We start from the raw sequence: 23,095 nt of genomic DNA on the forward strand, positions 1-23,095 counted from the left end.
ATAGGCTATTTTGGACAGACATTTTTTCCGGATTGGATGAAATGGGCGATAGCCTTTTGAACATGAAGGCATTTGTGGCGACGGCCCGGGGCGGAAGTTTTTCCGAGGCGGCGCGCCAGCTTGGCCTCGCACCATCGGCGGTCACCAAGCGGGTCGGCCAGCTGGAATGGTCGCTGAAGTGCAAGCTGCTGCGCCGGAGCACGCGGCGTCTGCAGCTCACCGAGGTCGGTGAGCGCTATCTCGAGACGATGCAGCACATCGTCCGCGAGTATGACGACATGGCGGCCGGCGTGAAACGATCGCCGGACGAGATCGAAGGCCAGATCCGGATCAAGGCGCCGGGATCGCCGATGGCCATCGACCTGGCGAGGCTGCTGTCGGCTTTTCAGCTCAAATATCCGCGCGTGACATTGGAGGCGGTGCTGGTCGATCGCACCGTCAATCCGGTCGAAGAAGGCTTCGACATCGTGCTGACGATGATGCCATCATCCTTCCACGGCGTCATCGAGGAGCCGCTGCTGGCCTTTCCGCGCGTGCTGTGCGCCGCGCCGTCGTATCTCGCGCGGCGCGGCCGGCCGTGTCACGTGCGCGATCTCGCCGACCACGACTGCCTCGTCTTCACGCCGATGGGACCGGTCTGGACCTTCGACGGCACCAATGGCCTGACGACGATGGCGGTGCGCCCGCGCCTCGTGACCAACAACAACGCGCTGCTGGTCGAGGCCCTCGGGGCCGGCGGCGGAGTCGCCGTGGTCTCGCGGATGGCGGTGGCGGAGCGGCTGCGCAGCGGCGCGCTGATCGAGCTCCTCCCGGAGGTCCTGGTACCGGATCTCTGGGTCAAGGCGCTGGTGCCGACGACCCGGGCCAATCTGGCGCGCGTGCAAACTCTGCTGTCCGCGATCCGCGACGCCTTCCGTGCGGTGGCAGAAGGCCAGACGGCTCATGTCGCGGTCGGCTGAGGCCGGACGTCGGCGCCAAGCCTGGGGTCTACCGGGCCGCGCGATAGCCTGTTAAGCAACACCGGAAAGCGGGGCGTGGTCCCCAAGGACGCGAGAGAGGCATCAGCAATGATTCAGACGGTCGGTATCATCGGAGCGGGCACCATGGGCAACGGCATCGCGCAAGTGTGCGCGGCTGCCGGCGTACCGATCATCATGGTCGACATCTCGGAGCAGGCGGTGGCGCGCGGGCTCGCGGCCGTGGGCTCGAGCCTCGATCGCTTGGTCAAGAAGGACAAGATGACCGCCGCCGACAAGGACAAGGCGTTGTCCCTCATCACCGGCACGGCTGACAAGGCAAAGCTGTCGAGCTGTGATCTGGTCATCGAGGCTGCGACCGAGAATGAGGAGCTGAAGCTCAAGATCCTGAAGGATCTCTGTGCGAGCCTGAAGCCCGAGGCGCTGATCGCGACCAACACCTCGTCGATTTCGATCACCAAGCTTGCGACCGCGACCGACCGGCCGGATCGCTTCATCGGCATGCACTTCTTCAATCCGGTGCCGATGATGGCTCTGCTGGAGCTGATCCGGGGCCTGCAGACATCGGACGCGACCCATGCTGCGGCGGTCGACTTCGCCAAGCGGATCGGCAAGGTCGCGATCACCGCCAAGAACAGCCCCGGTTTTGCGGTGAACCGTATCCTTTGCCCGATGATCAACGAGGCGATCTTCGCGTACTCGGAAGGCATTGCGACGGCCGCTGACATCGACGAGGGCATGAAGCTCGGCTGCAATCATCCGATCGGGCCGCTCGCGCTGGCCGATCTGATCGGCCTCGACACGATGCTGTCGGTGATGGAGGTTTTCTACAACGGCTTCAACGACCCGAAATATCGTCCTGCGCCGCTGTTGAAGGAAATGGTCGCGGCGGGCCAGCTGGGCCGCAAGACCGGCAAGGGATTTTACGATTACAGCAAGTAACGGCTGCGCAGTGAATCTATACGCAGTGACTTCGTATACGCTGTAGCTCTTATGCGCTGTGTAGCTCTTCTTATGCGCAGTGATTCATAAGCGGCGGGTGGCGCGTCGAGCGCGCTCGCCGCTTACGCTACGCCGACAACAATCAGTTGACGGCACAGCGCCGGGCGGCAAGGGGCAATGCCTTGCTGATGCAGCCCACTAAGCCACGACCCGGCGTGCCGTTCGCGATTGACCGCTCTGCGATGGTCCGAAGCGATACCGCCGCATTCAGCGGATCTGGTGCTGAGGTGGAGTCATTGAACCTCCCGCTCATCCTGATTGTTGACTGCCGTCCGATCATCGCCGCGGCTTCATCAACCGGCACGTCGAACGAAACGGCACCTCGAATGCTCCTCCCGCGAACCTTCGCTGTCAAGGCGCATCATGACGCAATGATGAATTCGGCGTTACGGTAGGGATCGCTGCGGCAAGGCCTTGCGGACGCGGACTCTCGTCGTTCGGCGGAGTCTTCGCGTTCGTCCGATGACAAATCGTCGAAGATCACTATTTGAGGAGAGCACGGGTCTTACTATCGAGGCTGTGCAATCGGACAGTGGCGGCTATGTCGTCCAGCAGAATTTCCGGGGTGGGATGAGCCGAAGGGCACGGGCAGTTCGATGATCTTGGCGTGAGCTGCGGCGCGTCACGCGGCTGCATCAAAGTCGTGAATAGGACCATTGTTCCGGGAACCAAAGAATTCGTGGTAGCTTGTCTGCCGCAGATCGGAAGCAGGAGAACAGCGATGAAAGCAGCAAGGATCACTCTGGTCACGGTTGCGGCTCTCGTGTGGAGCCTGCCCTTGCTTGCTGCCGAGCAGGGGGCCACCGGCGTCGTGACCGGTATCAACCGGCTGAATGGAACCATCGCCATCAAGCGAGTGCAGAATGGAACCGTCGGCGCAGGAGCGTCCGCCGCGGCTGAGGAGTTCAAGGTCAAGGACAATGCGATGATCGAGGAGGTTCACGCCGGCGATCGCGTCACGTTCTCGACCGCCGACGGCAGCGGCGCGAAGACGATCATCAAGCTCGATCGGCAGTAATAGTTTCACCTTTCGCGTCGAGGGCGGGATGGGACCGGGCGCTGTTTCCTTGCGGTCTGGCACATGGTGTCTTGGGCTGTGGCTGATCGTCGGTCTCGGCACGGTCGTGAAGGCAGCCACCGGCGGCCTCTATCAGGCTCAGACCGTCGTGACCGGGCAGGGCGAGGACAATCGCCAGGCAGGCTTTGCGATCTGTCTGGAGGATGTGCTGATCAAGGCATCCGGCGCGTTTCAGCTCAGCGGAGACGCGCGGCTGATGCCACTGAAGGCGCGGGCCGGCGCATTCGTGACGGGTTTCGACTACCACGACCAGATGTCGGGCAAGCCGAAGCACGACGAGCAGGGCACGCGCGACCGGCCCTACGACCTGACCGTCTCGTTCGATCATGCGAAGATCGACGATCTGCTCGCGACATTGAACGTCAAGCCATGGTCGGCGCGGCGGCCGTCCATCGCTGCGATCGTCGCAATCACGTCCGGGAGCCGGAGCTTTCTCGTCGTGTCGGACGACCGCCAGTCTGATCTGCAGCGCGATGCGTTGCGTGCCGCCGCTGTCAAGCGTGGCCTGGACGTATTGCTCCCGAGCGCGTCGCAGATCGCCAACGTCGATCTCGGCAGCGCCGAGCTTCCCCCTGCGACCGTCGCTGTGTCGCTGCCGGGAGCAGAGGCGACATTGTTCGGTCGCCTCACCTGGGATGATTCCGAGCTCGGTTGGGTCGCGCAATGGCGGCTCGATGCCGCGGGCGCGCAGCATCGGTGGCGATTTCGTGGCGTGACGTTCGACGAAGCGTTTCGCCGCGGCCTGGGCGGTGTAGCGCAGATTCTTTCCGGCAACGGAGCGCCGTGAGGTTGCCGCGATAGCCTGCAACAATCCCTGTCGAGTTCATGCCGGAGCGGGCAATGCCGCGCTTGCGGGAATGAGCGTTCTGCTCCCGGGTCTGCCCGGAAGCCAGACAGGAGGTGTGCGTGGTGAAATTCAAGACGTGTCTGTTCGCCGCATTGTTGATGGCAATGCCTGTCTCGCTGGCGGCCGCCGCGCCCGGCCTGGTGCGAACGGCGGCTACGATGCGCGCCGGACCCGGCTCCGGTTTTCCTGTCGTGGAGCGCATTCCGGCGGGCGCACGCGTCACCATCCATGGCTGCATTGAGGGCGGCGCGTGGTGCGACGTCAGCTTCGATCGCGAACGCGGCTGGGTGGCCGCGAGAGCGCTCGCCTATCTCGACGGTCAGCGCTACGTCTACCTGCCCGAATACGTCGAATACGTGCCGGTGGCGCCGTTCGTGCTCACGACCTACTGGAGCAGCTTCTACATCGGACGGCCCTGGTATTATCGGCACGCGTTCTGGAACCACTACTGGCGTCGCCATCCGCCCGCGATGGCTCAAAATCCACCGCAGCCCGGCATGACTCCGCGTGGTCCGGGCCCGGGCGGGGTGGCCCAGCCCGCAGGCGCATCGGGCGCGGTGGCCGGAGCTGGCAGTCAGCCTCCGCCGCCACGCATGGCGACGGGGTCACCAGCCCCTGTCACGGGGGCTGCAGGACCTCGGGTCTCAGCGGGCGCCGCATCTCAGACTACAACACCGGTCCATGTCATGCAGCCGCCGATCGGACGCAGCAGTGGCCCGCCGCAGAGCGCCCGCGCGCAGATGGGCGGCATGCGGACGATGATCGGCAATGCACCGCAGGTCGGCGCAGCTCCCCGCGTCGTCGGCAGCCCTGCCATGGGGCCTTCGCACATCAGCGCAGGCGGCCCCCGCGGCGGCGGGCGCTCCGGCTCCGCTGGAGGCTTCCGTCGGCACTGACGATCGTGCGTGGCGGAGAGAATGCAGACCGCGCATCCGCTGCAAGGCGGGGCGCGGGGCCGGCGCGCAGATCGGCTGGTGGCAATAGCGGGGACGATGACTACATGGCTGTCGTCCTCCCGTTTTTCCCTTGATCTTCGCCCGCCGTGAAAAAGTCCGTGCTCGTCTTCCTGCTGCTCATCATCACCCCCATCTTGCTCTCGGCCGCGAACTATCTGCGCGGCGATCGCCGCGGCCATTGGCAGACCGCGGACCGTTCGAGCGCCGGCCTGCTGCCATCTCCGGCAGAGCATGCCGACGCAATCCTGCGCGTGTTCGCTGCGCGCACGGTGCGCTGGCGCGGCATCTTCGCGGTCCACACCTGGATCGTCGTCAAGGAGAGCGGCGCGCTGCGCTACACGCGCTATGACTACACGGCCTGGGGTGAGCCGATCCGAATCGATGGTTTCGCGCCCGACGGCCGCTGGTTCGGGGCTCTGCCCGAGACGGTGCTGGCCGTCGATGGCGACGAAGCCGAGCGTGTGATTCCAAAGATCCGCGGCGTGATCGAAACCTATCGCCTGCGCGCCTATGGCGACTACAACGCCTGGCCCGGACCGAATTCGAACACGTTCGTGCAGGCGGCGCTGAATGCGGTGCCGGAGCTGAACGCCGTGCTGCCGCCGACCGCGATCGGCAAGGACTACCCCTATGACGGCTGGTGCGGACGCACGGCGTCCGGCACCGGCCTGTTCGTATCGCTCGGCGGCTATCTCGGCCTCACGGTGGGATGGATCGAAGGCGTTGAGCTGAACTTCTTCGGCGGGGTCCTCGGGCTCGATCTGCGGCGTCCTGCCTTGAAATTCCCCGGGATCGGCCGTCTCGGCATGACCCCCACCTGAGGGCGGCGGGCGCCGATCTCCTGGCATGCTGCTTGCTGCAACCCCTTCCGGGCAACCCGCAATGTCGCGGTTGCGCCAGAACGCCGGCGTCCCGGCCCTGCCATTCGCGTCAGCATGCCCGCGCGCGCTTGCGAATGTCGGATCCGCCACACGAGGCGAGGGGAGACAGTTGATGGACACGCTGTTTGCGATCTGCGCGACCTATGAGGTGGACGACGGCACGGCGCAGGGCTTCGTGCTGCAGCGGCGCGATGCAGATGGCAGCGCCAAGCCTTGGCCGATCCTGGTCACGCGCAAGGGCAACAATTTCTACGGCTTCGAGAATGCCTGTCCGCATCAGGGCGCGCGCCTCGACAAGCGTCCAGGCGAGTTCATGGACGAGGAGGGCAATTTCCTCGTCTGCGGCCAGCACGGTGCGCAGTTCGATCTCGACACCGGGCAGTGCTTCATCGGCCCCTGTCAGGGCCGGGCGCTGCCCCCGATCAAGCTCGTGATCGACGACGGCGATGTCTGCCTGTCCGGCATCGATCTGGACGAGGAGGACGGGCTCGACATCGACGACCCCGAGGACGACGTGCCGGAGGTGCAGATCACCTCGGACTGACGAGCAGACCGCGCCGCCGTCAGCGCTTCTTCCGTTCGGCGCGGCTGAAATTGCTGAGATGCCCCTCGCGGGCGGCCTGGGCTCGCGCTGCCCTGATCAGGCCGGGGCTGCGTGCCGGTGCTGCCGGCAGCGAGGGCAGGCGGGTGAGCCTGCGGCCGCCGCAGTTCGGGCACACCGGCTTTTCCGAAATTCCGATCAGCAACTCGACATCTTCGGTGCATTTGGCGCAATGGAAGCTGTAGAACGGCATGACACGTCCCCTCCTCGACGGGAGAGGACAGTGCATGAAGCGGGCCAGCCGCAAGCCCGCCGAAAGCGTTGATTCGGGGCTCGATTGGGGCTCATTTGCACGCAAACGGCCCCCTCTGGGCCTGAGCGTGTTCCGAACGCGACGCGGCTGGCGTCGAACTCTTGACAGCCCGCCGCGGGCGTCCGCCCGCCGGCCGGTGCCGGAAATCACGGCGCCCGCCGGCCGGTGCCGGAAATCACGGCGCCAGCCGGCTGGGAAGGGGATCAGGCGTTGGTCTTCGGCACGTACTTGCCGGCGACGCACTTGTAACTCTGCAGACGCCACTCGTGATATGGACCCTTGGACATCCAGTCCGCGATTCCGATCTGCGCACTGACCGCGCATGATGTCATCGTGATGCCGGACATCTCGCTGTTGGTGACGACCTTCTCCATGCAGAGCGGGCCGTTGCATAGCATTGCGACGAGAGTGACGAGCACGTTGATTCTGCCTCCAAAGAGTGGGACCCGGTAGGGATCTGGAAAGCAGAGTTCATGCCAAGTGATGAATCCAGGCCGTGTTGCTACGGAAAGGATTGGTACGGGTGTCACTTCATGGCTACAGAAGCGTGACGGATTCACTGCTTACATCACGCTTCTTTCACCACATCGTTCGCGTTCGCTGCTGATGAGTTGGTCGCCTCGTCGCTGTGGCGGCCGGCGCCGCTGGGGACGTGCCGACGTGTAGTTCGGCGGATGTCAAAGAACGGGCAGCGCCTGCGCAGTCCTGCGGCGGTTGCAGACGACGGGCCTGCAGGCTCCAATGCCGCGCGGGGCGAGCCCAGCCTTTCGCCAAGTCGAACTGGCCCGTCCAGTGTTGAATTCCGAATGCGGTGCGGTGCTGGGAGGCGGCCGCCGCACGGCTCACACCCACGTGACGGCCTGCGCCGAGCGCCGGGCTTGCGCAAACAGCCCTTCGCTCCGTAGGACAACGGAAGAGATCCCGGGGGACTTCATGACAGCCGAATTCACGCGCCGCGCGCTGCTCGAGATCGCCGGCGCTTCGTCGATGACGTTGGCGGCCATCGCTGCCGCCCGCGCCGAAAGTGGCGGCGAGAGCACCGTCGCGGGCCCGACCTTCGCGAGCCGCACGCCGATCCGCATCGGCATGGTCACTTTGCGCGTGATTGACCCGGACAAGGTCGCGGCCTTCTACCGCGACGTCATCGGCTTGTCGGTGATGCAGCGGACGACGATGTCGGTCCGCCTCGGCGCCGGCGGCGTGCCGCTCGTCGAGCTCGAGCCGCGCCCCGACGCGAGCCGTGAATCGCCCCGTGCGGCCGGTCTGTTCCACACGGCGTTCCTGATGCCGACGCGCAAGGACCTCGCGCGCTGGCTCGTGCATGTCGCGCGCAACCGCACGCCGCTGACTGGCTTTGCCGACCACAATGTCAGCGAGGCCGTCTATCTGGACGACCCCGAGGGCAACGGCGTCGAGGTCTATGCCGACCGCGCGCCGGAGCTCTGGCAGTGGCGCGACGGCGTCGTCAGGATGGGCACCGAGCAGCTCGACGTCGACGACCTCGTCGCCCTGACCGATACGCGCACCAGCAACTACGCGGGCGCGCCAGAAGGCCTGCGCATCGGCCACGTCCATCTCAAGGTCGGTGATATCGGCGAGGCTGCCAGCTTCTACACCGGGCTGATCGGGCTGCAGCCGACGCGGACGATCGACCGCGCCGCCTTCCTGTCGTCTGGCCGCTATCACCATCACATCGGCGCCAACACCTGGCGCAGCGCCGGTGCCGGCCGCCGCGACGACGGCACCACAGGCCTGTCGTGGTTCTCCTTTGAGGTCGAAAGCGAAGAACTCCTCGCCGGACAAGACACGCGGCTGCGCCAGGCGGGTGCAACGCTCACGCCACTCGCGAACGGTCTGGAGACTGCCGATCCCTGGGGTACGCGAGTCAAACTGATCCGGGTGTGACCCGTTGACCCGCATCATGGAGCTGATTTGCCTCGACGCTGCAAGCCGCGCCGTGCGCGTCCTCACGTCCCGCGGATGAGTCGTCCGGACGTGACGATCCTCACGCCTTGCGCACGAACTCCGACTTCAGGTTCATCTGACCGATGCCGTCGATCTTGCAGGCGATGTTGTGGCCGTCGGTCGCTTCCTGCAGGCGGATGTTGCGGACCTTGGTGCCGCCCTTGACCACCGAGGACGATCCCTTGACCTTGAGGTCCTTGATCACGATGACGCTGTCGCCGTCGGCGAGCACATTGCCGTTGGCATCGCGGATGCTGACGTCGTCACCTGCCGCCGCAGCGTTCGCGGCGTCGCCGCTCCATTCATGACCGCATTCCGGACAGACCCACAGCGCGCCGTCCTGATAGGCGTGCTCGGAGCGGCATTGCGGGCAGGTCATCGCGTCGGTCATCTCATCCTCAGGTGCTGCTGGAAGCGTGCGCAGCGTTAGAGGCTCGGGTGGAACCGGGCAAGGGAAATCGCGCCCTGCCTGCAGTCACAGCGCGCATCGCAGATACGTTGCGCGCTGCCGTTGTTGACATGTCGCTGGCCGAGCCAGCCCGTCGTCACGCCGCCTTCTTCTCTGCGACCTTGGGCGCGCTCTCGGCCGATTCCATGGCCCGCAGATAGGTGTCGAGCAGGGTCTCGTGCTCGTCGCGCTCGTCCTGGTCCTGCTTCCGCAGCTTGATGATCTCCTTCAGGATCTTGACGTCGAAGCCCTCGCCCTTGGCCTCGGCGAATACTTCCTTCTTCTGCTCGTTCAGCTCCGCCAATTCGCCATCGAGGTGCTCGATCCGCTCGACGAAGGACCGGATGCGCGCGCCGGGAATGCCGATGTCTGACATGGTGACTCCTACACTAATGGGACCCCGAAAATGCGCGGCAGTTCATTGCCAATGTGTTAACGGCAGCCGCTTGCCCGCCCTGCAAATGCGACGTGCTTAACGCGGAACCGGGCGCGGGCCGGGCCTGCCGAACGGTTCCATTCTCTAGCTCCGCTCCGCCGCCGCCAGTGCCCGGAACTGCTTCTTCATCGCATTGACCTTGCCGAGGTAGCCCGCGACCGAATGGTCGCCGCAGCGCTCGCCGTCATCGGGCCTGAAGCCGCGGCGCACGAAGCCCGCGGCAGGGCCGGCGCCGCAGAGATGGATGACGGCGGCGAGATCCTGTGTCTCCCGTGCCGTCGGCTTCGCGGCGGGCGAGCGTGCGAGCACGGCGGCGACCTGGCGGTCGAGATAGATCGCCGTGAGCGCCACTGCATGCGCGGGCCAGGCGCGGATGTAGAGGCTCGATGCGCCGCAGCCGTCGGCCGTGACCTCATGATCCCTGATGCAGAAGCGCGCGGCCTCGGCAAAGGCGCCGTCGGTCATCTGGAACAGGCCGACGGCGCTGGAGGCCGGCTGATACAGCGCGAACGGATTCCACGCCAGGCGCCAGCGCCAATAGGTGCGCGCGACCGGATTGCCGGAGCTCTCCGTCTGCGCCAGCGCGGCCAGCAGGTCCGCCGTGATCGATCGCGTCGCATTGTCGCGGAACAGCGCGCCATACTGCCGCCAAGTCTGCTCCGGCTCCTTGTCGAGCGAATGGCCTGCGACGATGAACAGCTCGGTCGGCTTGCGCATCACATGATAGGCGAGATTCACCAGCGCAAAGGCGGCGAGCACCAGCACGGTGATGGCGGCGATCTTCAGTGCGCGCGGCGTTGTCGTCACTTTCCGGCGCAGCCAGCGCGCGCTGCGCGCAGCTATCCGCCTGGTGCGGCGGAGCAGCGCGTTCCAGCGACTGGCCCCGCGCCGCCTGCGGCTTGTTTGTAGTATCTGAGTACGGCGCTCAGGCAACTCATCAGCTCCCAACGCTGGTCGCGCCATCAGGGTTAAGGAAGAATTCGTGCAACCGCGTCATGGTGTAGCTCTCTGTGGTGGGATGGTGCGTGATGAAGAAATCGGTCAGTACCTTATTGATGGTGTTGTTGTCTGTGCTGGCGGCGGGCATCCTGGTGTCCACGGCCGTCCTGATGAGCGGTGCGACGGCACGTTACAACGAGAGCGTCGAGACCGAACAGCTCGCGGCGGCCGACAAGGCGATCTTCCAGAACGTTCTCGTCATGCGCGCCCATCGCGGCGACATTCAGAGCGCGCTGCTCAGCGAGGAGGATCCCCGCGCCAAGCTCGCCGAATATCAGGGCATCGAGACGAAGAGCTATGACGGCATTCTGGCTGCGCTCGCCGGCGTCGATCTGCCCGATCGCGGCGACCTCGTGGCCAGGCTGAAAGCGAACTGGGACGCCACCGTGCCGCAGTTCAAGCTGCTGTTCGACGAGGCGGCGCGGCCGCGCGCCGAGCGCGTGCTGGCGCGCACCAATGCCTGGTATGATCAGATGACGAAGACGCTGGACTCGGCCAACGCCGCGTCGCTGGCGGTCTCCAACCGCGTCTGGATGACCGATCCGACGATCGCGAAGATGGTGCAGGCGCGCCGCCTGGCCTGGCAGGTCCGCGACCGCTATGGCCTGCAGTGCTCGTTGCTGCGTCCCAACATCAACAGCTCCAAGCCGCTCGAAGAGGCCCAGAAGAGCTCGATCGCGCAGGGGCGCGGCACCATCAACGCCGGCTGGAGCGGGCTGGACGACCTGATGGCGGGCGCCGCAGGCTCCGCACTCGCCATTGTGGTCAAGACATCGCGGGTCGAGGTCGACGCGGCGCATCAGCGGATGGACCAGATCACGAAGGGCCTCGACGGCAGCGGCAAGCCGGTGATGCCGGCACCGGAATGGAATGCGTTCTGCCAGGCTCCGTTCCAGGGCATCATCGCGATCGGCATCACGGCGCTCGACGCCTCGATTGCTCGCGCCGAGGCGCTCAAGGCGGCGGCGCTGCGCAGCCTCGTCGCGCAGTCCATCGCGTTCGTCGCCGCACTGCTTGTGGCGGTCGTGGCGCTGCGCTCCGTGCGGGTCCGGCTGGTGCGCCCGGTGCGCGCGCTGATGCAGTCGATCGAGCGGATCGGCCAGCGTGATTATCAGACGCCGGTGCCGCAGTTCGGTCATGCCGACGAGTTCGGCGCGATGGCGTCCGCCCTCGAAGGCCTGCGCGAGAGCGCCGCGACGGCGGACCAACTGGCGCGCGAGCGCGAGCAGGACCAGGGCAAGCGGCTGGAACGCTCGCAGGCGATCGACAGCGCCTGCCGCAGTTTCGACGACACCGTGCAGGCGGTCATCGTCAGCATGGGCAACTCGACCGGCCAGCTCGATTCCAGCGCCGCCGACGTGCGAACGCTGGTCGACGATTCCACCGAGCAGACCGCCGCCGTCGCCAGCGCCGCCGAGACCGCGACGAGCAATCTGGAGACCATTGCGGCGGCGACCGAAGAGCTGACGGCCTCGGTCGCCGAGATCGCAACTCAGGTTCAGGCCTCCGCCGCCGATGCCCGCCAGGCGGTCGAGAAGGCGGCGCAGACCAATGCCACCGTCGAGATGCTCGACCGCGCCGCCAACCGCATCGGCGAGGTGGTCAAGATGATCACCGCGATCGCGAGCCAGACCAACCTCCTGGCGCTCAACGCGACCATCGAGGCCGCCCGGGCCGGCGAGGCCGGCCGCGGCTTTGCCGTCGTCGCCGGCGAGGTCAAGAACCTGGCGTCGCAGACGGCCAGCGCGACCGACGACATCACGCGGCAGATCGCCGAGATCCAGGCCGCCACCGGCGAGTCGGTCGTGGCGATCCGCGCGATCAGCCTCAACATCTCCGGCATCGACGAGAAGATGACGGCGATCGCGGCCGCGGTCGAGCAGCAGCGGGCCGCCACCACCGAGATCTCGCGCAACTTCCAGCAGGCCGCGCAGGGCACCCGCGCCGTCACCGACACGATCGGCTCGGTCGCGGCCCTCAACCGCCAGACCGGCAATGCGGGGGCCGCGATGGTCGATTCCGTGCGCCGGATGTCCACCGATGCCGACCGTTTCCGCGTGGCGGTGGAGGGCTTCCTCGGCACGGTGCGAAGGGCGTAGGCCTGCGTGCGCCGGCCGCGACGGCGGGATCGTCGCTCATCTCAGCATGCGCGCTCCTTCGACCGCGCAACCGCGCCAGCGCAGCCTCAGGCATGCGTCGTCGCGATCTCGCGGCGCGCATCGCGTCCGAGCTGTGCCGGTCGTTTGCCCTCTGAGCAGAGAGGGCGCGGGGAATGCCGGGCGCTGGCCGCACCCATGGCCCGCCTGCGACAAGAAAGCAGGCGGCAGTCACCACAGGTTCAGCCGAGACGTCCCGGCATTCCCCGCGCGATGGTTTTCACGCTTATCTCGCGCTCTCCCCGGTGTCCGGGCTTGATAGCCACCGTCGCCTTCCGGATCATCATCACCAGAAGACTTAGCGCCAGCATCGGGGCGCCAGGACCACGCGTCTTCACGTCCGCAAAGCCTGCCGTTCGTCGGCGAGCACGAAGCCCGCTGCAGCACGCTTGCAGCCACCGCATCCCGCAACCCAACGTCTCGTGACGATCGCGATGCGCCCCTCTCGTGAGGCGGGATGGCGATAGACAATCATGATTTCCGGAAAAGCGAAAGATAATTATTTTTTGCCGAAGGACTGGACAGGGCAAATCAGCTTGATGAGTTTGATGAAATTGGCCGTGGGGCGCAGGCGATGTCGCCGCGCGCAAGCTGCCGCAGGGTGGGCAAAGGCGCGCCGGGCGCGACCTCATCGGGCAAACTGTGTCCCGCGCCGTGCCCACCGTCCGCACCCACGGGCGGTGATGGTGAGCACGCGCCGCTCTGCGGCGTCGCTTTGTCCACCCTACGGCTCCGTTTGCGCGGATGCACGTCGCGGAACACTTGTCCCATAAGCCGGTTGAAGCAGCTTCCAGGTCAGCCGCGAGAGGACTCCGCCATGCAGGACATCAAGGAACACATGGAGATCATCGGCGCCGACGGCGTGCATGTCGGCACCGTCGACGGCGTTGAAGGCAATCGTATCAAGCTGACGAAGCAGGACAGCGGCGAGGGCAGCCACAAGGGACATCACCATTTCATCGACAAGAGCCTCGTCGCCGAGGTCGAAGGCGACAAGGTGCGGCTGTCGGCGATCGGCGCGGTGGCCGTGACGATGGAGCAGGAGAAGTAGGGGGCGAGAACAGCGACGCATCACGCGCCGTTCACCTCGCAGAGGTGGACCATGCGCCGACACATCCGGACCTCATGGTTCGAGACGCGCCGCAGGCGGCGCTCGTCACCATGAGGGTCCCGATTTGAGAACTTGGTGACGAGGACGTCGCCGCAAACTCACAACCGTAGGGTGGGCAAAGCGACGCCGTGAGGCGGCGCGTGCCCACCGTCGGTGGTGGTGGGTGCGGGCGGTGGGCACGGCGCGGCAGACAGCGTGTCCGACGGGCGCGTTCAGGGGCGCGCCTTTGCCCACCCTCATATGGGGTCTTGTGAGTCAAGTCTCGTTCGATAGGTCGAGGTTGTTTTTTCGAGGATGCCGTTCGTTTCCTTAGAGGTGGTGTGTTCGGCGGAGCAAAGCCGACGTCCGCGCGCTCTCGATTTTGCGCCGTAGCGGACGGCGGCTTTGCGGGTGGGCAGGGCGACGTCTGGCGCCACGAACCTGCGGTCTCGGTCGAGGACTGGCTTGCGAAGATTCTGCAGCTGTCCGCTGCATCACCTCATATCCGGTCGGATGAAGTCATCCGGGCCCATGTTCCGCATGCTTGCGGCGAGAAGCCAAAGAGGATGAGACCCATCTACAAGACGGCTGGTGGTACGGCCCTAGGGTGGCACGGTCATCATCCATCCTCGCAAGACCGCGGCGAACCGCGGGCCTGATCGCGAAGTTCGTTTACGCCTTCATCAGGGCCTCCTCGGGCACGAGGCCGGTCTCGAGATAGCGCCACAGCGCCACGACGAGCTTGCGCGCCAGCGCCACGATCGCAATGCGCCTGACACGCTTGCCGGTGTTGAGCGTGCGGGTCTGGAACCAGCGGCTGAGCGCGCTGTCCGGCTGATGGCGGACCCAGAGCCAAGCCAGCTCGATCGTCTTCAGGCGGACGTGCGGATTGCCCGCCTTGCTGATGCCCTGCTCACGATCGATGCCGCCGCTCTTCCATGGGCTCGGTGTCAGGCCGCAATAGCTGGCGACCTCGCGCCGGTTGCGGAAGTCCTTGTAGAACAGCTCGCCCGCCAATGTCGTGGCGAAGGCCGGCCCGAGCCCCTTGAGCCGCTGCAGCTGCTCCCGCCGCTTGGCCATCGCCTCCGGAACGACAGCCGCCTGCGCGGCCTCCTGGCTCTGCTCCAGCGCCGCGAGCTGCTCGCGCACCAGCATCAGACGCGCGTGCTCGCGCTTGACCTCGGCCAGAACGTGGGGCGGCAGCGGCTCACCCTGCCAGTCGCGTTGCTGCTCCAGCCAGGTGAGCCAGTTGCGGCGGCGCGGCGCGCCGACCTCCAGGCCGGACAGCCGCAGCAGCGCCTTGATCCGGTTGGTGTGGGCCGTCTGCTCCGTGACCAGCCGGTCGCGCTCGCGGCTGACCCGCCGGGCGTCCTCCTGCTCCACCGTCGGCACCCGGACGATCCGGACCACCCGGGGCTCGCCGCGCAAATAGGCCATCAGCGTGCGCAGCAACAGCTCGCCGTCGATCCGATCCGTCTTTGCCCGCCGTGCGCGCTGCTCGACCGCGATGCTTGCCGGATCGAACACCAGATTGTCGATTCCGTTCGCGACCAGCAACCGGTGCAGCCAGAAGCCGTCATAGCCGGCCTCGTAGCAGCTCGCCACGCGCGGCTCCGATCCGAGCTTCTGCGCCGCCCGGGCCCGCGTCTTGGCGATCAACGCCAGCAACCCGACCTGATCGACTCCGTCGAGCTTGTGCCGCGACATCCGTCCCTGATCGGGACTGTGCAACGTGATCAGCCAGCTCTTCTGGCTGAGTTCAATTGCAACGAAAATCGTGCCAGTATCTCCGGCGGTGAGCGTGCCTTGGGTCGAAGCTTGCATCTGACTCTCCGAGGGTTCGAGTGTGGAAACCCAAACCTATCGGAAGGGCTCGCTCACCGCTCCCCCATGGAATCTACGTTTTCACTCCGCGCAGCCCAAAATCGTCTTCAGCAGCTTGGGAAACCGCGCATTGATGTCGGCCTCGCGCACGACGTTGCGGTGCTCGACGCCCTTTTTCGTGGTCTGGATCAGGCCGGCCTCGCGCAGGATCCGGAAATGGTTGGATAGCGTCGATTTGGCCATGCCGGGGCAGGGCGCGGCCTCGGTGCAGGACATGCAGTCGTTCTGCGCGATCAGGCTCCTGACGATGCGCAGCCGCATCGGGTCGGCGAGCGCGGCCAGCACGCCGGCCAAGGTGATGTTCTCGCGCGAGGGGTGAAACAATTGCGCCATGAAAAAACATATAGCGACGGCCTTGCACTCATTCAATGGTTCACTAGTTCTGAACTATTGAACGGTAGCGCCATAGCGCAATGTGGAGAGAAAGATGAGCAAGAGACTCGAAGGCAAGGTGGCGCTGGTGACGGGCGCATCCAAGGGGATCGGCGCCGAGATCGCGGCGCGGCTGGCGGCGGAGGGCGCCGCGGTCGCCGTCAACTACAGCGCCAGCAAGGAGGGCGCCGAGCGTGTCGTCGCGGCGATCACCGGCAAGGGCGGCAAGGCGGTGGCCGTCCGCGGCAACCTGACCGACGCCAACCAGGTGAAATCAGTCGTTGCCGAGACCGTCAAGGCGCTGGGCGCGATCGATATCCTCGTCAACAATGCCGGCGTCTACGCCTTCGCGCCGCTCGACGGCATCACGCCGGAGCACTTCCACAGCCAGTTCGATCTCAACGTGCTCGGGCTTCTGCTGGTGTCGCAGGAAGCCGCGCGCCATTTCAATCCGGCCGGCGGCAGCATCGTCAACATCTCCTCGGGCGCGTCGACCCTGGCGCCGCCGAACACCGCCGTCTACTCCGCGACCAAGGCCGCGGTGGACGCCATCTCCTCGGTGCTGTCGAAGGAGCTGGCGCCGCGCAAGATCCGCGTCAACGCCATCAATCCCGGCATGATCGTGACCGAAGGCGTCGTCGCCGCGGGCCTGCACGAGGGCGACATGCGCAACTGGATCGAAACGACCACCCCGCTCGGGCGCGTCGGCAAAGCCGAGGAGATCGCCGCGGCCGTGGCGTTCTTCGCCTCGGATGATGCGTCCTATGTCACCGGCGAGACGCTGCATGTGACCGGCGGTTTGCGCTGAGGCGTCACGTCGCTGCGCTCGAAACAACGACCAGCGAACCGTAGGGTGGGCAAAGCGCCGCCGTGAGGCGGCGCGTGCCCACCATCATCGGCAGCGGTGGGTGGGGACGGTGGGCACGGCGCGTGAGACGTTTTACCCCATGGCGCGTACGGGCGCGCCTTTGCCCACCCTACGCGCCTGAAACCCGGCTCTGGCGAATGGCCGTCATTGCCTCCGCCATCTCGCCGTCATTGCGAGCGCAAGCGAAGCAATCCAGACTTGTCTCCGCGGTGGGATTCTGGATTGCTTCCACCTTCGCCCTTCGGCGGACACGTCGCTTGCGCTCGCGATGACGACCAGCGGGGCCGAAAGCGATTGACAAAAACAACTATAGGTTGATAGTCGTTTCCGTAAGGTCGAAGCGGAGTCTGTCGTATCCGTGATGCATTCACGAACGATGCCGCTTCAACCGACCACCGGTTGGACGCATGGCGTTTTGCCATGACGCAAGGTCCCGACCCGGCTGGATTTCGAATCACGAAGGATTTGATCATGCGCATTGGCTTTGCACTTTCGACCCTATCTGTCGTCGTGGGATCGGCGGTTCTCGGCTGGGGGCTGACAGCGCCGCGCACCGCGCGCGCGTTTCTGGAGGACATCTGCGTCCAGCGCGTCGGTGAGGGCCTGAGGAACTGTCTCGCGCCGGCCAGCGCGTGCAAGGATCCGACGGAAGCGCTCAATCGGGGCTGCCTGCTCGAGGCGGTGCAGTTCGCCGTCATCCCGCCCGGCCGCAGCATGGTCCATGCCGACTCGACCTATTTCATCGCCCAGGCGCTCGGCTATCGCGCCGACGTCGCCTATTGGATCGCCGCGTATAACGAGAACTCCGACTACGCGCAATATGCGCCGATCGATCAGTGCGGCGTGCAGGCGACATCAACGAATTCGGGATCCAGCTACATCACGGCCAAGTTCAACGGCTTCCAGCGCACCAACAACACCACCGACGGGCCGCTCTATCACTATCTCTTGAACTTCTCGCCCAACGGGCAGGGCACCGATGTGCATGGCGCCAGCGGGGTCCAGGCGGTCTATCCGTTCCACTATCCGCCGCCCGGCTATCCCATCACCATCGACGACGTCTATCAGGGCACGCTCTACGACCTCCGGCAATGGGCCATGAAGGCGGACGACGGCCCGGGCCTGCTGTGCACGGCGGGATACACGACGCCCAATGGCTCCTCGAACTTCAGCGGCCCGAAATGCCTGGCGAACGTCCCGATCAGCGGCAACGTGCCACTGCTGGAGAACTACGCCATCGGGCCGGCCATCAACGTGACCTCGGGACCCAAGATTCTCGACAACAGCAATCCCAGCGCCGTCGTCGATTACACCCAGCTGAAATCCTGGCTGGACGACAAGAGCCGCACCACCGGCGTGCTGTTCGACGATCCGAAGAAGCCGCCCGTGCCGGTCCAGGTGGCCAGGATCGGGCTCTATCTGCACTCCCTGCAGGATGCCTCGTCGCACGGCACCTTCTGCGGCGACGACGCGCCGTCGCCCCCGGGCGGCTCGGACGCCGGCAGCTACATGATCATGAGCTCCGGCAGCGTGAAGCTCGCGTTCGGCACCTATTGCGCCACCGGTCCTCATCTGGCGAGCCATGTCCAGGAGACCGGAACCGGGGATGTCAGCCTGCCGCTGCGCGACTATGTGGCCCTGAACAACACGCTCGACGAGCTGATCCTGTTCGGCAACAACGTCGCCAAGCCGCGTGGCTGGATCGTCAACCCCAGCCTGCTGCCGCCGAATGTCGTCGGGGCTAAGAGCGCCGCGGGCGACAGCGCCGCCGACCTGAAGTCGCGCCTCGTCGGCCGCATCGTGCAGGGCCAGCAATGGTCCCGGGCCGAAGTCTACGCCTCCGGCGTGGTCACGCTGCCGCTGCAGCGCACCGACGCCCAGGACCGGCTGAACACCATGAACGCCGCGCTCGGCGCCTATTCCAAGCGACTGACGAACGCCGACCCCAAGCTGACCGCGCTGCGACCTATGCCGGGCAACTCCTTCGCCCCCGGCGATCGCTCGGTGTGTTTCCGCTAAGTATCCCGGATGAGCGGAGTGATATCCGGGGTCTCCCGCGCAGTTCGTGAGGTCCCGGATGTCGCTTTCGCTCATCCGGGCTATGGGACCTCGATCACCAGCGCAGGATCGAAGTCCGGAGTCTCCCGGCGATAGCCGTGCGGATTGCAGATGACGCGGGTTGATCCGTTCCGATAGTCGGACGGTGGATGGATTCGCATTGGCCGTAAGGCGCTGCGTCACCCTGATCCCAAAATGGCGGATGAGGCTAGGCTGATCCTAAGCGCGCTGACACGCACGCACGCAAATCGAGCATCGCTCGCATAGGTTGACTCATATCAACACGTTGAAGCGCGCAAAATGGCATCCTGAGACATTCGGCAAGAACGCCGTTTAGGAACGGCGTTTTCTCGCCGTGCCGAGCATTTGCTCTTTCGAGTTGGGCATGACCCGACATCCCGCAGTACCCAGCAAATGATCTCAATTCGTCAGAGGAGAATGGTCGATGAATATGCCCTCCGGCATGCGATGCTTTCGCCCGTTCGACTCCTCTTTGATTGTACGCCGCCCATGGCGCCACACCGGGACGGTGCGTTGGCTCATTTGCGCTGTTGCGCTGCTCTGGCTCGTTGGCAGCAACGCCATCGCAGCGGGGCCCGACTCCAAGCGTCCGTTTGTGGGCACCTGGCAGATTAAGCTGACGCAAACCAGCGGCGACGTCGCTGAAGAGGGAATGGACGAGTTCATGCGACGGATAAATGGCCCGCTCATTCAATCATTCGGGATTACCTATCTGGGTGAGACCTATTCCATCGAAGGGCTAGGGCAGATTAGTGACGTTCAGTTCAACGACACGGAATTGAGCTTTACGGCAAGCGACAACTCACCGTCCCCGGCGACCACGGAGTACTACTTTCGCGTTGTGAATGTCAGCCAAATCAGCGGCGAATGGGTTGAGCACCACGCTTCGCTGAACTCGGTCAATGCGTATCGAAGTGGAACGCTGCTGGGAATGCGCGTGGCGGCCAACAGGGAGCCAAGTGTCCCGGTCGTGCCCCATGCAGTTCCTCGCGCCCGCCCCGGCGACACGATCGGCGCACCACGCGCGGAGAATTTGAACTGCTCTGCCGATTGTACCAGGAGCTGGATGAGTTGCGGGCGCGCATGTGGTTTTGGTCTCAGTGAAGGCCGACCGAGTTGTAATGCGGAGTGCCGGACGGAGTACAATCAGTGTAAATCGAGTTGCTAATGGTGCTGCGCTTACTGGCTTCATGCTCAACAAAAGCGGATTCGTTCCTTCGAGCGTCCGTGCAGGCCAGTTCTTCCGACACGATCGCACGCGGCTGTCAGCCGGTTACCCGCAGATCGGATGGAGCCCTCGTAAGGCGTTTTTCGGTTGGGGCGCCAGCGCAGGCCGGCGACCGATATGTCCTCGTCGAGTGTTTCCCAATGCAGGCCGACCCGGCTGATCTCGACCTTGTCCCGGTCAGCGGGTGTGGTCGTCCGATATGCAGCGTCCCTTCAGGAGCTGGCATATACGCAGGATCAGTTAAACGCAGCGTCACGTAATTCCGGCGACCGCTCGGCCAGTTTCCGCTAGGGCCGGCGGGCGAGGAGGCTGCTCGAGTGGAGCGACATTTAGCTAATAAAATGCAGCGTCCCCGTAATTCCGTCCATTCGCACTAGCTAATAACATGCAGCGTCACTGTAATTCCGTAATTCCCGGATGACGCTTCCGCCTTCGCTCGTTGAGCTGCGGTGGACAAGCCGCTCATCCGCCTCAGGGGCTACAGGCTGTTTCGCATTTTGGACAAACTCACGCCTTGGTGGTCGTCGATGAATCAACCTGAGGTAAATGCGAAGGAAAACGGATGCGTGAAGTCCAGCCTCCCAGGGTGGCGATGATGACCATACGTCGACTGCTCGCCAGCGTCCTCAGCCTGACGATGGTGGCTATGGCAGCAGTTCCTGCCGAGGCCGCCAAGTCCAGCAAGCAGGACAAGATCAAAGCTGCCCAGGCGGGCAAAGCCAAGGCAGCTGCACGGAAGCAAGTCACCGGCCGCGACCATCAGGGAAATCACGACAGTCTGACAAAGCCGAACAAGTCCGGGGCCAAGGGCGACAAGCACGCCAAGGGCATCAAGCAGGCCGGCGCAGCCGGGAAGAAGAAGAAAAAATAGGGCACCAGTCGGCGTTCGACGCCGAGCGTGTCGGTTGCCGGCCCCGGGAATCGCGCTGGCGGCAGCGTCACCATAGTTCCAGCAGTAGCCCGGATGAGCGAAGCGATATCCGGGTCCTGCCGCACCGTCTGTGATGAACCCGGATGTCGCTGCGCTCATCCGGGCTACGGCACTCAAATCGGGTAGTCCGTTTTCCAGTGCGGTTCTAGCTGCTCGATCTCTACGCCAAGCCGCTTCAGAGCTTTGACGAGATCCTCGTCTCCAAACGTGAAATAGCTGGTGGAATTCTGAAGGTCCCGTTCCGAGAGCCAAACATCCTGTTCGACAAGCCCGCGATCGACCTCGAAGTGGCGAATATGACAGGTCAGCACGTTGGGGAGCGGGATCGGTTGTCGGTGGTTCTCGAGAAAGCGCCGGCTATGGTCCGATGCCATGTCGAGAGGATACACGCCGATCCAGGCAAGCCGGTCGGGCGACTTGGACGGAACAGAGGCCGCGAGCGGCTTCCCACGACGCAATTGATTGAGGACCGCGTAGCTCATAGTGGTGAGCATAGTAGCGCGTAGCCTGGATGAGCGATAGGAAGACTCGGATTCTCCCGCACCGCCTGTGATGAACCCGGATGTCGCTTTCGCTCATCCGGGCTACGCGACCTCCACCACCAGCGCCGGATCGAACGCCGGGTTCTCCCGGCCATAGCCGTGCGGGTTGCAGATAACGCGGGTCGATCCGATCCGATAGTCCGAGGGCGTGTGGATGTGGCCGTGGACCCACAGCGCCGGTTGGGTCGCCAGGATCAGCTCGGTGAGATCCGAGGCGAAGGCGGCGGTGACGCGGTCGTTGCGATAGTTGTTGGCGACCAAGCCCCAGCCGGGGGGCGTGGTGCGTGACCATGACGGTCGGTCCGTCGAACGGGGTCTCCAGCAGGTCCGTCAGATACGACCGCGAGGCACTGAACAGGCCGAGCTCCTCCTGCGGCGTGAACCGCTGCCACGGCTCGTCCTGCCAGGTGATGCAGCGATGGTCGTGCATGGCGTCCAGGCAGGCGGCCATCGCCTCCGTCTCGCTGCCGGGGCCGAAGATCGCATAGTCGGTCCACAGCGTGGCGCCCGCAAAGCGGACGCCTGACGTCACGACTGCGTCGTTCTCCAACAGATGCACGCCGAACCGCGCCGCCTCGGCCCGCGCCAGCTTGAGCTCCTCGGGAAAGGTGCGGTGATAATATTCATGGTTGCCCATGACCATCACGATCGGCACCGACTCCGGCACGATCTCGCGCAGCCGCGCGAATCCGTTGACCGCCCCCTCGCAGACATCGCCGGCCACGACGACCGCATCGACCCCGGGGAGGTCAGCGATCGGCTTGATGTCGGCTACGTCGGCGTGAAGATCGGAGAAGATGTGGAGGTCCATGGGGGTGAGCGGCCAGCCGCGTGCTCGTATCCCTAGGGCGCGTGAGCGAAGCGTAACGCGCTGATCCGGTCAATCGGCGGATTACGCTCCGCTAATCCGCCTTACGCTTGCTATGATTGCGTGCTATTCGAACGCGCATCAAATGCTGCAAGTACTTTGTCACATAGCTTGTTTGGATCTCGGATCCAGAGCTCCCAGGTGAGAAAAGTCCACATTTGCGAAAGTGGCTCACCATTATAAACAGTCCCATCACGAATGTTTATTAGCTTATAAACGTCATAAAAATTCTCGCCCGGGACTGCGCGAATGAAGAGATCCTCGCCGATACATACGATTACGCCAGGGGTGTACCAATAGTCCCTGCCAGTGGGATCCAATTTATCCGGCTCATGTTTCAGCTCAAACCGAACCGGCGAAGTAAACTGGAGAACAGATGGCTCATCGCGCCGGTTCTCTTCAAAGATCGCCGGAGGCTTGCCGGGAAAATTCGGAGTGATCCAGACGAAAGATCGAGCATTGTTTACAATCTGATCCGTGACTAATGCGAGCTTAGGACCTTTATGCCGTGGAACTAGCACGACCGATCCTGGGGATGCATTTCTGAGCGAAGTTGTTGCAAAAATCGGAAAGAAATCAGCCATGGGCTTGTCTCGCTCGCGTCTTAGATCGGATCAGTCCACGCTGATAGCGG

The 23,095-nt window shown here is 64.6% G+C and carries 24 protein-coding genes and 2 pseudogenes; 14 read left to right on the forward strand and 12 right to left on the reverse strand.

Going from position 1 to position 23,095, the window contains the following annotated elements:
• The first annotated feature begins 41 nt into the window (after window positions 1-41).
• The 7 genes from LQG66_RS03405 to LQG66_RS03435 all read left to right on the forward strand — a co-directional run bounded on the left by LQG66_RS03405 (window position 42) and on the right by LQG66_RS03435 (window position 6,285).
• On the forward strand, window positions 42-959 hold the full coding sequence (locus LQG66_RS03405) for a LysR family transcriptional regulator (RefSeq protein WP_231323422.1): 918 nt from the start codon (window positions 42-44) through the stop codon (window positions 957-959).
• Between the two features lie 108 nt (window positions 960-1,067).
• Window positions 1,068-1,919, forward strand: coding sequence for a 3-hydroxybutyryl-CoA dehydrogenase (locus tag LQG66_RS03410; RefSeq protein ID WP_231323425.1), 852 nt, complete (start codon window positions 1,068-1,070; stop codon window positions 1,917-1,919).
• A gap of 781 nt (window positions 1,920-2,700) precedes the next feature.
• Entirely contained in the window at window positions 2,701-2,997 is a 297-nt protein-coding gene (locus tag LQG66_RS03415; protein ID WP_231323427.1) for a copper-binding protein, read from the forward strand.
• A gap of 28 nt (window positions 2,998-3,025) precedes the next feature.
• Window positions 3,026-3,844: a DUF2066 domain-containing protein gene (locus LQG66_RS03420; RefSeq protein ID WP_231323430.1), complete on the forward strand. Its 819-nt coding sequence runs from the start codon at window positions 3,026-3,028 to the stop codon at window positions 3,842-3,844.
• Window positions 3,845-3,963: 119 nt separating this feature from the next.
• Window positions 3,964-4,800 (forward strand): SH3 domain-containing protein, encoded by an 837-nt coding sequence (locus LQG66_RS03425; RefSeq protein WP_231323432.1) that lies wholly within the window; start codon window positions 3,964-3,966, stop codon window positions 4,798-4,800.
• Window positions 4,801-4,958: 158 nt separating this feature from the next.
• Complete coding sequence (locus LQG66_RS03430; RefSeq protein ID WP_231327677.1) at window positions 4,959-5,681, forward strand: DUF3750 domain-containing protein; 723 nt, start codon at window positions 4,959-4,961, stop codon at window positions 5,679-5,681.
• A 172-nt stretch (window positions 5,682-5,853) separates the two neighbouring features.
• Window positions 5,854-6,285: a Rieske (2Fe-2S) protein gene (locus LQG66_RS03435; RefSeq protein WP_231323434.1), complete on the forward strand. Its 432-nt coding sequence runs from the start codon at window positions 5,854-5,856 to the stop codon at window positions 6,283-6,285.
• Window positions 6,286-6,304: 19 nt separating this feature from the next.
• Here the strand turns inward: LQG66_RS03435 and LQG66_RS03440 are convergent, their stop codons facing one another.
• Together LQG66_RS03440 and LQG66_RS03445 are read right to left on the reverse strand one after the other, a co-directional pair.
• Entirely contained in the window at window positions 6,305-6,535 is a 231-nt protein-coding gene (locus LQG66_RS03440) for an FmdB family zinc ribbon protein (protein ID WP_231323437.1), read from the reverse strand.
• Between the two features lie 263 nt (window positions 6,536-6,798).
• On the reverse strand, window positions 6,799-7,014 hold the full coding sequence (locus tag LQG66_RS03445) for a hypothetical protein (protein WP_231323439.1): 216 nt from the start codon (window positions 7,012-7,014) through the stop codon (window positions 6,799-6,801).
• Between the two features lie 514 nt (window positions 7,015-7,528).
• Between LQG66_RS03445 and LQG66_RS03450 the strand changes: the two genes are divergently transcribed.
• Window positions 7,529-8,500, forward strand: a complete 972-nt coding sequence (locus tag LQG66_RS03450) for a VOC family protein (protein WP_231327678.1) — start codon at window positions 7,529-7,531, stop codon at window positions 8,498-8,500.
• A gap of 100 nt (window positions 8,501-8,600) precedes the next feature.
• Here LQG66_RS03450 and LQG66_RS03455 read toward each other — a convergent pair whose 3' ends face one another.
• The 3 genes from LQG66_RS03455 to LQG66_RS03465 all read right to left on the reverse strand — a co-directional run bounded on the left by LQG66_RS03455 (window position 8,601) and on the right by LQG66_RS03465 (window position 10,209).
• Complete coding sequence (locus LQG66_RS03455; RefSeq protein WP_231323441.1) at window positions 8,601-8,951, reverse strand: zinc ribbon domain-containing protein YjdM; 351 nt, start codon at window positions 8,949-8,951, stop codon at window positions 8,601-8,603.
• 154 nt (window positions 8,952-9,105) lie between these two features.
• A complete protein-coding gene (locus LQG66_RS03460) occupies window positions 9,106-9,384 on the reverse strand; it encodes a DUF2312 domain-containing protein (RefSeq protein WP_231323443.1) in 279 nt (92 codons plus the stop codon).
• A 144-nt stretch (window positions 9,385-9,528) separates the two neighbouring features.
• Window positions 9,529-10,209, reverse strand: coding sequence for a lysozyme family protein (locus LQG66_RS03465; RefSeq protein ID WP_425601325.1), 681 nt, complete (start codon window positions 10,207-10,209; stop codon window positions 9,529-9,531).
• 263 nt (window positions 10,210-10,472) lie between these two features.
• Here LQG66_RS03465 and LQG66_RS03470 point away from each other — a divergent pair, with 263 nt between their 5' ends.
• Together LQG66_RS03470 and LQG66_RS03475 are read left to right on the forward strand one after the other, a co-directional pair.
• Complete coding sequence (locus LQG66_RS03470; RefSeq protein WP_231323445.1) at window positions 10,473-12,542, forward strand: methyl-accepting chemotaxis protein; 2,070 nt, start codon at window positions 10,473-10,475, stop codon at window positions 12,540-12,542.
• Between the two features lie 874 nt (window positions 12,543-13,416).
• Window positions 13,417-13,650, forward strand: a complete 234-nt coding sequence (locus tag LQG66_RS03475) for a DUF2171 domain-containing protein (protein ID WP_231323448.1) — start codon at window positions 13,417-13,419, stop codon at window positions 13,648-13,650.
• 711 nt (window positions 13,651-14,361) lie between these two features.
• On the opposite strand, the gene LQG66_RS03480 is transcribed toward LQG66_RS03475, so the two are convergent.
• A complete protein-coding gene (locus tag LQG66_RS03480) occupies window positions 14,362-15,513 on the reverse strand; it encodes an IS110 family RNA-guided transposase (protein WP_231317924.1) in 1,152 nt (383 codons plus the stop codon).
• A gap of 81 nt (window positions 15,514-15,594) precedes the next feature.
• Entirely contained in the window at window positions 15,595-15,906 is a 312-nt protein-coding gene (locus LQG66_RS03485) for an ArsR/SmtB family transcription factor (RefSeq protein WP_231323450.1), read from the reverse strand.
• A gap of 94 nt (window positions 15,907-16,000) precedes the next feature.
• Between LQG66_RS03485 and LQG66_RS03490 the strand changes: the two genes are divergently transcribed.
• The 3 genes from LQG66_RS03490 (at window position 16,001) to LQG66_RS03500 (ending at window position 20,060) form a co-directional block, all read left to right on the forward strand.
• Window positions 16,001-16,753 carry an SDR family NAD(P)-dependent oxidoreductase gene (locus tag LQG66_RS03490; RefSeq protein WP_231323452.1) on the forward strand — a complete coding sequence of 251 codons (753 nt, stop codon included), beginning with the start codon at window positions 16,001-16,003 and terminating at the stop codon, window positions 16,751-16,753.
• A 531-nt stretch (window positions 16,754-17,284) separates the two neighbouring features.
• A complete protein-coding gene (locus LQG66_RS03495; protein WP_231323454.1) occupies window positions 17,285-18,832 on the forward strand; it encodes a hypothetical protein in 1,548 nt (515 codons plus the stop codon).
• 484 nt (window positions 18,833-19,316) lie between these two features.
• Entirely contained in the window at window positions 19,317-20,060 is a 744-nt protein-coding gene (locus LQG66_RS03500; RefSeq protein ID WP_231323456.1) for a hypothetical protein, read from the forward strand.
• A gap of 26 nt (window positions 20,061-20,086) precedes the next feature.
• On the opposite strand, the pseudogene LQG66_RS03505 reads toward LQG66_RS03500, so the two are convergent.
• A pseudogene (locus LQG66_RS03505) lies at window positions 20,087-20,299 on the reverse strand (DUF2442 domain-containing protein); the annotation flags it as partial.
• Window positions 20,300-20,682: 383 nt separating this feature from the next.
• On the opposite strand from LQG66_RS03505, the gene LQG66_RS03510 reads away from it, so the two are divergent.
• Entirely contained in the window at window positions 20,683-20,991 is a 309-nt protein-coding gene (locus LQG66_RS03510; RefSeq protein ID WP_231323458.1) for a hypothetical protein, read from the forward strand.
• 173 nt (window positions 20,992-21,164) lie between these two features.
• Here the strand turns inward: LQG66_RS03510 and LQG66_RS03515 are convergent, their stop codons facing one another.
• The 4 genes and pseudogenes from LQG66_RS03515 to LQG66_RS03530 all read right to left on the reverse strand — a co-directional run bounded on the left by LQG66_RS03515 (window position 21,165) and on the right by LQG66_RS03530 (window position 23,045).
• On the reverse strand, window positions 21,165-21,533 hold the full coding sequence (locus LQG66_RS03515) for a hypothetical protein (RefSeq protein WP_231328093.1): 369 nt from the start codon (window positions 21,531-21,533) through the stop codon (window positions 21,165-21,167).
• A 102-nt stretch (window positions 21,534-21,635) separates the two neighbouring features.
• Window positions 21,636-21,854, reverse strand: coding sequence for a metallophosphoesterase family protein (locus LQG66_RS03520; RefSeq protein ID WP_231328094.1), 219 nt, complete (start codon window positions 21,852-21,854; stop codon window positions 21,636-21,638).
• Window positions 21,855-22,206: 352 nt separating this feature from the next.
• Window positions 22,207-22,404: pseudogene (locus LQG66_RS37315) on the reverse strand (metallophosphoesterase); the annotation flags it as partial.
• Between the two features lie 110 nt (window positions 22,405-22,514).
• Window positions 22,515-23,045 (reverse strand): hypothetical protein, encoded by a 531-nt coding sequence (locus LQG66_RS03530; RefSeq protein ID WP_231323460.1) that lies wholly within the window; start codon window positions 23,043-23,045, stop codon window positions 22,515-22,517.
• Window positions 23,046-23,095: the final 50 nt, after the last annotated feature.

It is taken from the genome of Bradyrhizobium ontarionense (assembly GCF_021088345.1).
Lineage (GTDB): Bacteria > Pseudomonadota > Alphaproteobacteria > Rhizobiales > Xanthobacteraceae > Bradyrhizobium > Bradyrhizobium ontarionense.